The 12416-nt window shown below is 46.9% G+C and carries 15 protein-coding genes; 9 read left to right on the top strand and 6 right to left on the bottom strand.

Annotated elements, in window-relative coordinates; all coding sequences use genetic code 11:
• Positions 1-182: 182 nt before the first annotated feature.
• From ACR32F_RS24840 to ACR32F_RS24830, 3 genes are all read left to right on the top strand, one after another.
• On the top strand, positions 183-779 hold the full coding sequence (locus ACR32F_RS24840; protein ID WP_440111772.1) for a restriction endonuclease: 597 nt from the start codon (positions 183-185) through the stop codon (positions 777-779).
• 69 nt (positions 780-848) lie between these two features.
• Positions 849-1073: a hypothetical protein gene (locus ACR32F_RS24835; RefSeq protein WP_440111770.1), complete on the top strand. Its 225-nt coding sequence runs from the start codon at positions 849-851 to the stop codon at positions 1071-1073.
• A 120-nt stretch (positions 1074-1193) separates the two neighbouring features.
• Positions 1194-2441, top strand: coding sequence for a DNA glycosylase AlkZ-like family protein (locus ACR32F_RS24830; protein WP_440111768.1), 1248 nt, complete (start codon positions 1194-1196; stop codon positions 2439-2441).
• Between the two features lie 172 nt (positions 2442-2613).
• Here ACR32F_RS24830 and fabV read toward each other — a convergent pair whose 3' ends face one another.
• A complete protein-coding gene (fabV, locus tag ACR32F_RS24825; protein ID WP_440111766.1) occupies positions 2614-3807 on the bottom strand; it encodes an enoyl-ACP reductase FabV in 1194 nt (397 codons plus the stop codon).
• A 203-nt stretch (positions 3808-4010) separates the two neighbouring features.
• On the opposite strand from fabV, the gene ACR32F_RS24820 reads away from it, so the two are divergent.
• From ACR32F_RS24820 to ACR32F_RS24805, 4 genes are all read left to right on the top strand, one after another.
• Positions 4011-4529, top strand: coding sequence for a hypothetical protein (locus tag ACR32F_RS24820; RefSeq protein ID WP_440111764.1), 519 nt, complete (start codon positions 4011-4013; stop codon positions 4527-4529).
• A gap of 144 nt (positions 4530-4673) precedes the next feature.
• Complete coding sequence (locus ACR32F_RS24815) at positions 4674-4988, top strand: hypothetical protein (protein WP_440111761.1); 315 nt, start codon at positions 4674-4676, stop codon at positions 4986-4988.
• Positions 4989-5053: 65 nt separating this feature from the next.
• Positions 5054-5233, top strand: a complete 180-nt coding sequence (locus tag ACR32F_RS24810; protein ID WP_440111759.1) for a hypothetical protein — start codon at positions 5054-5056, stop codon at positions 5231-5233.
• Between the two features lie 10 nt (positions 5234-5243).
• Positions 5244-5396, top strand: coding sequence for a hypothetical protein (locus ACR32F_RS24805; protein WP_440111757.1), 153 nt, complete (start codon positions 5244-5246; stop codon positions 5394-5396).
• 186 nt (positions 5397-5582) lie between these two features.
• Here ACR32F_RS24805 and ACR32F_RS24800 read toward each other — a convergent pair whose 3' ends face one another.
• Entirely contained in the window at positions 5583-6398 is an 816-nt protein-coding gene (locus ACR32F_RS24800) for a class I SAM-dependent methyltransferase (RefSeq protein WP_440111755.1), read from the bottom strand.
• A gap of 75 nt (positions 6399-6473) precedes the next feature.
• Positions 6474-7415 (bottom strand): helix-turn-helix transcriptional regulator, encoded by a 942-nt coding sequence (locus tag ACR32F_RS24795; RefSeq protein WP_440111753.1) that lies wholly within the window; start codon positions 7413-7415, stop codon positions 6474-6476.
• 308 nt (positions 7416-7723) lie between these two features.
• On the opposite strand from ACR32F_RS24795, the gene ACR32F_RS24790 reads away from it, so the two are divergent.
• The gene (locus ACR32F_RS24790) at positions 7724-9157 is read left to right on the top strand and encodes a glycoside hydrolase family 1 protein (protein WP_440111751.1); all 1434 of its coding nucleotides are present in this window, start codon (positions 7724-7726) and stop codon (positions 9155-9157) included.
• Positions 9158-9329: 172 nt separating this feature from the next.
• Here the strand turns inward: ACR32F_RS24790 and ACR32F_RS24785 are convergent, their stop codons facing one another.
• Positions 9330-9998, bottom strand: a complete 669-nt coding sequence (locus ACR32F_RS24785) for a phosphatase PAP2 family protein (protein WP_440111749.1) — start codon at positions 9996-9998, stop codon at positions 9330-9332.
• A 169-nt stretch (positions 9999-10167) separates the two neighbouring features.
• Between ACR32F_RS24785 and ACR32F_RS24780 the strand changes: the two genes are divergently transcribed.
• Complete coding sequence (locus ACR32F_RS24780; RefSeq protein ID WP_440111747.1) at positions 10168-10737, top strand: hypothetical protein; 570 nt, start codon at positions 10168-10170, stop codon at positions 10735-10737.
• Between the two features lie 211 nt (positions 10738-10948).
• On the opposite strand, the gene ACR32F_RS24775 is transcribed toward ACR32F_RS24780, so the two are convergent.
• Positions 10949-11725, bottom strand: coding sequence for an AraC family ligand binding domain-containing protein (locus ACR32F_RS24775; protein WP_440111744.1), 777 nt, complete (start codon positions 11723-11725; stop codon positions 10949-10951).
• A 19-nt stretch (positions 11726-11744) separates the two neighbouring features.
• Positions 11745-12326 (bottom strand): LysE family translocator, encoded by a 582-nt coding sequence (locus tag ACR32F_RS24770; protein ID WP_440111742.1) that lies wholly within the window; start codon positions 12324-12326, stop codon positions 11745-11747.
• Positions 12327-12416: the final 90 nt, after the last annotated feature.

The raw sequence follows: 12416 nt of genomic DNA, 5'->3' as shown, positions 1-12416 counted from the left end.
CATCGGAAGCTTACGCTTATCCCCGGATTTCCCCTTTTCATAAAGGAATCAAAAAATCTGGGGATAACAGCGATCGGAAGGTTGTTCTGTCATCGAAGTGCCAGTGTAAAGATTCATTAGTTAAACTGATATAATACAGACAGCTGCCAGAATGAATAGAGAAGCGGACAAGGAGAACAGATATGAACTGGAATCAAAATATGAGCACGGTGGTTATTGGCGCTATCGTCTTATTATTGTTCGTGGCCTGGATTATTCGACGAGTCATTCGGCGAGGGCAGCGTATACGAAGTGAAGCAAACCCGCGCAAGATTACGATCAAGGATATTGATAAAATGCAGGATGGATCGGAATTCGAATTGTATTTGTATCATTTATTTCAGCAGCTTGGTTATAGCGAAGTACATAAAACTACAAGCAGCCGTGATTTTGGTGCCGATCTTGTGTTTGTGGATAGGTCCGGCAGACGGAGTGTCATTCAGGCGAAGCGTTACGGAGCGAATCATCCGGTAGGATTAAGTGCAGTACAGGAGATCTACACGTCCATGCGTTATTATGAGGCAGATCGATCCATTGTGCTGACCTCGGCCAGATATACGGAAGCATGTCGCACGCTGGCGGCTGTCAACGGGGTGAAGCTGCTGGACCGGGAAGATCTGATAGAATTAATGATTCTGTTTAAGTCCAGAAGAACGGAAGAGGCGCTGGAGTTGATCGAAGAGGACGATCATGAACCTGTGGAAACGTGGCAATCGCGGCGGAAAAGACTTCCTCGTTAATCACCTTCACTTGTCTGGCTGCACATGATATATTGAGTGCATACCAACCAAGGGAGAGTGTTCATTATAATGGCACGTACACAAACACAAAAAACCATGCGCAAAGCAGAACGATCGGGACAATGGTGCCCGGAACAAAGCCGAAGAGTAAACGGAGATTACGGAGCGTTATCCCAGCATGTTCGGATCATGCCCACAAAGCAGGAAAAATTGCAAAAGGTCAAACACAAGAAGCGGACCCTGGATGGTGGTGCTTCTTTTTATTTTGTCTCTGGTGTGCAGATGACCGCATAAATCCCGCGTACTCATAAAGATATTCCTTTGGTTGGAATGAACCCTTTGGACTGTTAAAATCAATATATCTTTTGAATTTGAATTTGGAATTATCCTGAATGAAAGGAAGAACCTATACATATGACAACCGCCCTGCGCATGAATAAGAAAATCGTTCGGCGTTTTTTGCTGCATACGCAAGCTTTACTGGGACGTTGGTCCGTAGTTTCCTTACCTTCGGGACCTGAACAGGTTATGAGTCTGATCCGCTCTCTTGGCTGCGTACAGATCGATCCTGTGGCTGCTGTAACCGGGAACCAGCATCTGGTGCTGGGCGCTCGTGACCCTGGATATACTTCTGATACCTTAAATGCGCTGCTGAGTGATCACAAGGTATTTGAATATTTTGCAAATGCTGCCTGTGTCATTCCGATTGAAGACTATGCTCTCTTTGAACCTGTGCGTGCCCGATTAAGGGAACGTCTCGCTCCGTCCTTGCAAGGTCTGGAGAAGACAGTGCAGCATGTGTTACAGCGTTTAAAGGAAGAAGGACCTTTACCTTCAAGAGCTTTCCGCGCTGTTGAACGGGTAAGTGGCTATTGGGACAGTGCGGATGTACCAAAGACCAAGGATACAACACTTGCTCTGAATTTACTGTTGGACTCGGCAGTGATTCGTGTGGTGGCAAGGCAGGGGAATGAACGTTATTTTCATATTACCGAATCCGGGTTGCAGCAACAGGGGTTTCCGATGAAAGAAGACATCGATGTGTTCGCCCAGAGACAGCCTCTGCTGGATAAGTACATTCATGCGTATCGGGTCGTAGATGCACGTGATCCCCGTCTGGGTTGGCTGAAATCTACAGCGGCTGAACGCCGAGCAGATATCGCTGCCCGTGTGTCAGATGGACGAATGATCCCGCTGGAGGTGGAGGATGTGGCGACGCCTTATTACATTCGTGCTGAAGATGAAGAGTTGCTGCTGCATATGGAAAGGGAAGAGCCGCATTATGATCCGTCAGGTCCGGTACGTTTCCTGCCACCGCTGGACAACCTGTTGTGGAGACGGGAACGTATTGTGGATTTATTCGATTTTCATTACAAATGGGAGATTTACACGCCAGAGGTGAAACGAACCTACGGTTATTATGCCATGCCTATACTTCATGGTGATCGGTTGATCGGACGTATGGACCCGAGACTTGATCGCAAAACAGGAGTGCTTACCGTTCGTTTGTTATCGATGGAAGAGACAGCTCCACCTGTGGAGGAATGGATCACGGATTTCCGCGAGGGACTTCAATCCTTTGCATCCATGCATGGAGCACATTCCATCATCATTGAGAAGGCGGTACCGAATGGGTTGAAAAAGCTGCTTAAATCAATTTGATTAGGGGATACAACATGAAGTAGTGTACGGATACAAGAATTGTACTGGGGATTTAAAAGGACAAAAAAGGGAGAGCCAAGTAGCTCCCCCTTCATTTATTTTATAAACACATTTTAACCATTGCATCGTAGCGCTAACGAAAACCTAAGTTCACGTCCACACCAAAAGTTCTTTAGTTAACCAGATGTGGAACTTCCACATTCGGATCAACGTCAGCCTCATAATCCACTCCGTCCATTTCAAAACCGAACAGTTGGAAAAACTCCCGCCGGTAACCTACCAGATCGGACAGATCGTAGATGTTTTCTGTGGTCAGTTCGTTCCAGATCTTAGCCACTTCTTCCTGGACGTCGGCTCTCATCTCCCAATCATCAATACGAATCCGGCCTTCCGCATCGGTTGGAACCTCTCCTCCTGCATACAGGCGATCCGCGAACAGACGTTGCAATTGCTCGATGCAGCCTTCATGTAGACCTTTTTCTTTCATGACTTTATATAATGCAGAGATGTACAGTGGCACCACTGGAATCGCGGAGCTGGATTGAGTCACCAGCGCTTTGGCTACAGTGACGTAAGCACGTCCACCTGTTGCACTCAGACGATCGTTCAGCTTGTGTGCAGTGGCTTCCAGATGATTCTTGGCCTGACCGATGGAGCCATCACGATAAATGGCATGGGTAAGTTCAGGACCGATGTAGGAGAAAGCAATCGTTGTTGCATCATTAGCAAGCACGCCGCCTTGTTGCAGGGCATCCATCCACAGTTCCCAATCGTCTCCGCCCATCACGGTTACCGTCTGACGAATTTCCTCTTCGGTTGCCTCCTCAAGGGTAACAGAGCTGATTTCTCCTGTGTGGAAATTGACGGTTTTGTTGGTATACGATTGTCCAATGGGTTTCAGTACAGAGTTGAATACTTCACCCGTGTTTGGATCGGTACGGCGTGCCGAGGCTACGCTGTATACAACCAGATCCACTTGACCGAGTTCACTGCGAATCAGTTCAACGGCTTTGTCTCGTGTTTCGTTCGCGAATGCATCACCTGTGATGCTGTACGATTTCAGTCCTGCTTCTTCAGCCGCCTTCTCAAATGCAGCGGAGTTGTACCAGCCTGCTGAAGCCGTGCGTTTGTCTGTGGCGCTGCTTGGTCGGTAAATGCCGATTGTATTCGCTCCGGCCCCAAATGCGGATACAACGCGCGAAGCGAGTCCATATCCGGTGGAAGCACCGATCACAAGCACGTTACGCGGTCCTTTCAGCTCCGGCTGGGATTTAACATAATCAATCTGTTCCTGCACTTGCGCAGCGCAACCTACAGGATGGGAAGTGGTACAAATAAAACCACGTGTTCTTGGTTTAATAATCATTTATTTGCATCCTTTCATATTCAGCTCATGTTTCAGCATTTAGGTGAAATGCTCTTATGCATACCTCCTTATTGTAAAACAATTATCTCGGAAACGGAAACCGTTTCGGTTGATTTCGCTGGAAGGGCGGTGTTTCTTCTCTGATTTTGCGATGATGTGGATAGAATGTATTCGCTCGTTAGGATAGAAAGGACAGGGATACCATGCTGAAGGAACGCATTGAACTTCTAAGCAAAAGAAAACAGATCTCCCGTAAAGACCTTGTGGAGGGTCTGGTCACGCAGGCCCACTTTGCGAATATTCTGGCGAATCGTTATCCGCTCCCTGAGGACTTGGCAGAGGCCATCGCAGGGCGTCTTGGGGTATCCCCTTCCTATATTGTAAAGGCTGCGGCTCAGGACGAGGAAACACTCGAACGGGCAGAGGCCATTTTCGAACAAATGTCGGTTCCAGCGTCGACCATACCAGAAGATACAGTGCATGCGCTGGCAGATCGGGATGACACGCTGACCGTAGAGCTGACAACAGCTCTGATGAAGGCGGTCTATTATCAGCAATTAAACGATGTAACGGCTCATGAGTACATACATACATACATACATACATACATACATACATACATACATACATGCGTCCTACCTCAATGTTTACCTAGAAAAATACGGTCGTCCAGACGATGTGGGTCTGCCACGTCCGTTAGTCAAGGCGCTCTTGTTTTATAAAGTGCAATATTATCGTTCCAAGCTGGCCTATGTGGACGTGTTGACTCATGCAACCAGACTCAGTGAATTGGCCCTTCCTGGCAGTGAATTCTGGCTGTCTGTGCCAAAATATCAAGATGGAAGCCTACATCCAGGTTAAACAGTATGAAGAAGCCAAATCCGTTTATGATTATGCAGGCATGGTGGTACACTCCGGCAATCTTTGCCGGGTTTGCACTGATCTTTGTTCCTGCGATTTTAAGCAATATTTTCGGCGTATGTCGAGTCAAGACAGGTTTGCCAGCAGTTGGGGTCATTAAGACTATACAGCAGACAGGTACGTATATTAATGAACAGCCGGAGGTTCGATTGGGTCTGACCGTTTCGTACAGAGGGCGTGAGAAATACGATACTGAGATGAAAACCGTCATCCCGCTGACATCCATGGCACAGTTTCAGCCGGGCAGTTTTTTCCATTAGTCGTCTCCGTAAAGGATGAGCGCAAGGTAGGGCTTGATCTGAGAGGGCGGCTGTCGCAGGAAGATATGCAGCAATTGCTGGATGAAAAGATGGTACAGCAAGGGGGATCGCCTGAAATGATGGATATTGCAAGAACAGGTGAAAAAGCGATGGCCAAGATTCTCGACGTAACCCCGCTTGGAGGCGGAAGCAATAATAAAATCAAAGCTTCAGCTCAAGCTCAGCATTACGAAGGCGAACGGTGAAACCTTCCATGTGACCACGCAAAAAGAGGTTTTATCATCTGCGCTATCTCAGGTGCAGCTAGGTCATATTATTAATGTCATTTATTCAAGGCAGGACCCAACGAAATTGGTGCTGGCATTAAATGTACGGGAAGAGCAGTTAAGTGACTTGTTCTCATCCTGATGATGTAGCCAACATAATAAATTCAACATCTCAGACTTCGTTGAAAGCAGCATAATGAAACGAGGTTGTCCTGAAAGTAATTTTTTCTCGGGTCAAAGTGAAAAAGGAGGTCCCGTTAGGCTCATGACTAATTTGACCTCCTCATTTCATTTAGCCTGGACGAGAGATGCAAGCATTGTATTGTTTTTAAACAATACCAAGGCGCATTCGATACGAAAAGAGTGCGGTTCTGGATTGTCCATCAAATATTTGGCTTGCGAGTGCTCTGAACTCGTCGGCAGCCGTTAATAGATCATCCGCTCCGAGCTTCAATGCGGTTTGCAGACCGCCTTGACTGAGGGCCAGATTCACATATCGGTCTGCATCAAATGTCTCATGGTGATGAAACACAATCTCACGGGCATAACGGAACAGGCCAGATTGCTGAATTTGCTGTAAATGACCTTCCTTATTCCATTTGTGAGCCTGATGTTCCTGATCCTCCAGAGTGAGTGCCCGCTGATCAGCTTGGGCAATCAATTGCATATAGGCTTGCTCCAGTTGCCAGTCCAGCATGGGTGGCCAGTCGCAGTCGTAGGCAGCAAATATGCCTCCTGGACGCAGTACACGCGCGAACTCCCGCAGTGTGGATACAGGCTCCATCCAGTGAAACGATTGGGAGCAGGTCAGCACATCCACACTGCCATCGGGAAGCCCGAGGTCGTGAGACAAGCCGGACACAAACCGGAGGTTATCTGGCTTGCCCGCGGATTCCCACTTGGACTCAGCTACAGCCCTCATGTCATCACTCGGCTCAAAGCCGATGATGCGTTCGGCCTGAAGAAGCCAGATCCACGAGGATAAGCCGGTACCACAGCCAACATCTGCGACCATACGCGGTGTGCTGCCAAGGTATGTCGTTAGAATATTCACCACTTCAGTGGGAGCAGCAGGCCGATTCTGATCATATAACGTACCGAACCCTTTGAAACGTTCCACATTGTTGCGTCTAATGTTTTGCATGGGGGAAAACCTCCTTCGGTCAGATGTATGGCTGAGAGTCAACTGTGGTCAAAAGTTGTATAGGTTTATATTATATCATTCATTGTGGAGTCCTTTGTTCATGACGTTCTGCAAATGATCAACAGCCTTCATATGACGCCTGAGTAATTCCTGTCCAACATGAGCAGGCTCTATTACAGTCAATTCGGAACCGAACGACAACAGGAAAGAGTATAGCCACTCTCCTACATTCAGTTCAAGGGAGACACGGAGCCTGCCATCAGGCTCTTTTTTAATGAGGGATGGTTCAAAAAAATCATGCACTCGGTATGCAATGGTGCTGGAGAACAAAAGTGTCAGAGAGGTTAGGGCAGGGGCTACCTCTGATTCAAGGCGGGGTGATCCCTCAGTAGCAGGATGATCGTGTTTTCTCGTCAGAAAAGTCAATTGGGTAATCCGTTTCATCTTGAATGTCTCGATTTCTCTCCGCTCAGGATCATCAAAAATATATCCTTTGAAGTACCATGTACTGTTTTTGAATATAAGCTTCTGTGGCTGGACGGTCGGAATGCTCTCCTCTCCATCCGAATTGAAATAATGAAACGTAATCAGCTGATTCGTTAATACGGCCTGTTTCACCTGATTGAACAGTTCTCTCTCCTGCAAAGGAATGCTGCCCCAGGGCGAGAAATTGAATTCGACCCAATCCAGCTTGTGATCAAACAGGGCAGTCAGTCGTTGCAGCATGTGGGCACTGTTGAGGTGGGGGATAGCACTGACACTATATAGGCCCATCAAAATTTCGTTCTGGTCTTCTTCCGACAGCAGGGACTTGTCCATGACATAACTGTCCATCAAATGAATACCGCCATGTTTACCAGTAGTGGTGTAAACCGGAATGCCCGCAGCGCTCAGTCTGTCGATATCGCGGTACACCGTGCGTACAGAAATCTCGAACAAACGGGCGAGTTCTGGTGCAGTAGCTTTCTTTTTCTCCAATAACAAAAGCAATATTCTAAATAGTCGGTTATTTTCCATGCCGTCATTATACCATGACAATAGGTGTCAGGGTATGGATGGTACACTGGTGTAAAAGTCTTAACAAGACATTTTGCCTCAATCTTATAATTAGTTCTTAATTTATTGCACAGTAGTGAAGGGGACGAGATCGATTCTGACGAAACGAAGTGTTCGCCTTTATCATCGGATTTTTCCATTTAGAAATGGGAATAAAAGAAATCCGAGGATAACAGCGATCAGAAGAACGATTCGTGACCGCAACGGCTACTCGCATAATATCAAGCACTTAATATTGGAATGAGTTAAATATGAAGGAGGAACTGGTCATGACAATGAAAGAAGGATTTTACTGGGGCGGTGCAACGGCTGCCAATCAATTCGAGGGTGGATGGAACCTAGGCGGCAAGGGGCCAAGCACGTCTGACATGATGACGGGGGGAACTCACACGATTCCACGCCGGATTACGCCTGTATTGGAAGAGGGCACGTATTATCCGAGCCATGAAGCGGTTGATTTTTACGGACATTACAAAGAAGATATTGCCATGATGGCAGAGATGGGCTTCAAAATGTTCCGCATGTCCATCAACTGGTCCCGCATCTATCCGAATGGTTACGATCTGGAGCCGAACGAAGAGGGATTGCAGTTCTACGATAATGTCTTTGCCGAGTTGAAAAAGTACAATATTGAGCCGCTCGTAACGATCTCCCATTACGAAACGCCATTTGGTCTGACACAGAAGTATAATGGCTGGGCTTCCCGTGAAGTCATCGACTGTTATATCCGGTATTGTACAACCCTCTTCAACCGGTACAAGGATCAGGTGAAATACTGGCTGACGTTCAACGAAATCAACATCCTGACGATGCCACTGGGCGCTTATATGGGTGCAGGTATTCTGTTCGAAGGCAAAGAGACGTTGACGGATGGTATCGATGATCCACAGACCCGCTTCCAGGCGTTGCATCATCAATTCATTGCCAGTGCCAAAGCGGTGAAGCTTGGACACGAGATCAACCCTGAGTTCAAGATTGGCTGTATGGTTGCGTTCATGACAACCTATCCAAATACATGTAATCCAGACGATATGCTGCTTGCACAGAAGAAAGACCAACTGTCCAACATGATCTGCGGTGATGTACAGGTTCGTGGTGCGTATCCTGGATTCGCGAAACGTTTCTTCGCCGAAGAAGGCATTCAGATCGAGATGCAACCGGGAGACGAACAGACCCTGCGTGAAGGCTGCGTAGACTTCTATTCCTTCAGTTATTATATGTCTTTGGTTGAAAGTGCGGACGAGTCTCTAGAGAGAGCAGAAGGTAATCTGCTGGGTGGTATCAAAAATCCATACCTGGAAGCCTCCGACTGGGGCTGGCAGATCGATCCGAAAGGATTGCGTTACACGCTGAATCATCTGTATGATCGTTATCAGATTCCATTGATGGTGGTGGAGAACGGTCTGGGTGCTGTCGATGTAGTAGAAGAAGACGGCTCCATTCAGGATGACTATCGGATTGATTATCTGAAAGGTCATATTGAACAAATGAAAGAAGCGGTAGCTGACGGCGTAGATCTCATTGCCTACACGATGTGGGGATGTATCGACCTGGTCAGCGCATCCACTGGAGAGATGAAGAAGCGGTATGGCTTCATTCATGTCAACAAGGACAATGATGGTAGTGGTGATCTGAGCAGAACACCAAAGAAGAGCTTTCACTGGTACAAAAAAGTTATTGAATCCAATGGTGAAGAGCTATAAATTGGCGTGAAAATACAAGACCCGTCTGTTCCCTTAAGTGGGACAGGCGGGTTCATGTGGTCCTGAACGAGTTCAGGATGTATTCAGGATCAGACATCAGAATGTAGAAATACCCGGCTATCCTTCAGTTAAGGAAAACCGGGTATTTTTTTATGCACGCAATAATGAGCGTCTATGCCAGTCCTCTGAAATGCAATTGGGACAAGCGTTCCAAATATCGCTGGTAAAACCATATGCAGGTGGCGAGCCAGCACCCACTTAGAAAGTATCCGCCGACAATATCACTTGGATAATGCACACCCAAGTATATACGACTTATACCAATGGTCAGGCTAAAGACGGCACTGGCAATGATCATAAGCACACGTCCGGTGACGGTAGGTATATGCTTCCAGATCAGAAAGGCCAGTCCACCGTACAGGCTGAACGCTGCCATTGAATGCCCGCTGGGGAAACTGTAGCCACTCACTTCGATAATCCGGTTAATGGTAGGTCGGGCACGCTGAAACACTAGTTTGAGTAGTGCATTTAACAATGTTGAACCCACAAGCACGCAAGCCAGGAAGAGCAGTTCACGTTTGTGTCTCAGAGAAACGTATAACACAAGCATGGCGATGATGGTAATGACAACCACGAGCTTCCCGCTGCCCATCCAGGTAAACAGCTGCATAAATCGTGTCATTCCAGGTGATTCCATACCCTGAATCCACCCAATCAGTGTATCATCGAATCGATGAATCTGGTTGTCGCTGATGGACAGGGCGATACTTACAAAAGCGATGAGACATAACACTGAAACGAGCGACGGGAATGAGATATTCTTTTTCCAGTTTTGTATCAAATGTTGAGTTCCTCCGCAGTGTAAGAATTCTTAGGCTGTGTCCTTGCGAATGTCAGGTCAAAGCGATATTTGTATTATGCTATAATTTCACAATATATATATCATGAATAAAAATATGAACGTTTACGATGGTTTTTCAAGCAGTGAATGTAGGAGGGGAGTGGGCGAAATGAAACGGTTGGTGATGTACATGTTGGTCTTGCTGTTGGTGGCGTCTGGGTTAGCTCTATTTCCGGGAGATAAAGTGCATGCTTGCAGTTGTGTCGAGAGTGATGCCCAAGAGAGATTGAAGACGTATACAGCGGTATTCACGGGAGAAGTGGTTAAGAAGGGCCTTTCTCAACAATCGCAGCATGATGGTTTATTAAGAGAGTATACCTTCGATGTAGATACCGGATGGAAGGGCGTTAATATGAAAAAGATGAAGGTCATCGGGAGTGACGGAGGATCTGACTCCTGTGGAGTTCAATTTGAAAAAAATCAGTCCTATCTGATCTTTGCTTATCAGTATGAAGAGGATCATAAGCTGCGTACAAATCTGTGCAGTGGCAATGTTTCTATTGAACAAGCCGGAGACGATTTGAAATTGCTGGGCGCAGGCAAGGTTGTAAGTAAAGAAGATTTTAGGGAAATCAACGATGGGCGAAATGGGTTGTTCTATCTCATCTTATACGGTGGAGTCATTCTATTGACAGGGTTGGCATTGGTCTGGATCTGGAGACGGAAAAAAAGAACCTGATTACAGGTCTGATGAAAGCTGGATTGTGAACATAAGGTTTGTCAGAGTGAAAAAGATGCGAATCCCCGTACAGAGTGTTAAGGTACATTGACGTTCCATACGGGGATTTTCAGGAGCAGGGTCAAAATTGCATTGAATTGGAGTCGATCCAACTAGAGAGTGTCTTCAAACTCAGGCCCTTCTCTAGCTTTCAGAGGTTTGAAGACACTCTCTAGTTTAGCTGCAACATGTATTCATAAGCCGTGACGCCGAACACCCGTTTGAAATGCCTGTTCAGATGGGTCAGATCGACAAATCCGCAATCGGCAACAGCGGCATAGACGTCCTTCTGCGTTTCGATAGATTGACGAGCACGCTCCACCTTGCAGTTCAGAAAGAACTGGTAGGGTGATATGCCGGTATGTGACTTGAACTCACGGATAAACTGAAACTTGGACATGCCAAATTCGGAGCACAGATTGTCCAGCTTCAGCACATCCTCGGTGCTGCAAAACATCATTTCCTTGGCTTGTCGGACCAGACTATCCTGAGGCAACCAGAGCTTGGTATCCATCTCCTTCCGAGCCAGAAGATGAACCAGATTGAAGAGCCGTTCGCTGCATTCGGCTTCGTCCTGTCTGTGCTGAACGGCATTGTTCAGCATCAGGATGTTACGTGCAAGCTCGGGATCATAGACGATGGGGCTTACGAAACGCAATTCCTTTTTGCCTATAATCTCCTCTACCAATTCCGGCTTCAAATACAGCATCACATAGTCAATGCCTTCTTTATCATAGGAGCTTCCGTCATGGGACTGTTCCCGGTTGAACAGCATAACGCCATTTTGGTGAGAAGCCTGATATTGTCCGTCCAGGTTGTATTGTTGAATGCCGCGCAGGGTTACGCCAACTGCATACTCTTCGTGGCAATGTTTTTTATATGCAAAATCGGTAAAGCTGGCGGATAGTGCCAGCACGTCTTGTGACTTTTTATAGTTAAAGCGTTCCATGCAGCACACCTCTCAAGCTTTAGATTACTCCGGATACTATAATGGCTGAGTATAACAAAAAAAGGGCCATGAGAATACTCAGTAATTTTTGGTGCCGATTCAGCAGCGTTCTGAAAACCGTGCCAAACACAACCCAACTGGAATAGGCGAGAAAGCCAATGAAGGTAATAAGCAACACGAACAAAAACGATGAAAATGTACTTGGATAATAGGGCAATACATAGCTTGGAATGACAGTGAAGGTGAACAAGACCACTTTTGGATTCACAAATTGCATGACCAGACCGTTCAAAAAGCCGGTAACCTGTTTGGGTGCAGCTTCTGTAGAACCCATTTTGTAGATCTGGTAGGCCAAATACACCATATACAGTCCCCCGACAATCTGCATCACCTTGAGAATTCCGGGCAACACTCCGGCAAGCAGTTGATTGAGGAAAGCGGAGGCAGTAAGCAGCAGGCTAAAGGCCAGTGTGGCTCCCCCGACATAGGGCATGGTTTTGCGCGGGCCCATCTTCTGTGTGGAAGATAGAATGACGATATTGCTGGGCCCGGGTGTGAAGGTAACGACGATGCAGTAGATCAAAAAGGATGTAATATTCATCTGAAATCTCCTCTGGAAGTCATTTGGTTTCATGATCATACGTCAGAGACGCTCCGGGCTATAGTACATTATTGCAGCTGATCCATGGAC

It is taken from the genome of Paenibacillus hebaui (assembly GCF_051934385.1).
Taxonomy (GTDB): domain Bacteria; phylum Bacillota; class Bacilli; order Paenibacillales; family Paenibacillaceae; genus Paenibacillus.
Note: the sequence above shows the minus strand (reverse complement) of the source record. Positions and strands in the feature narration are given on the sequence as shown.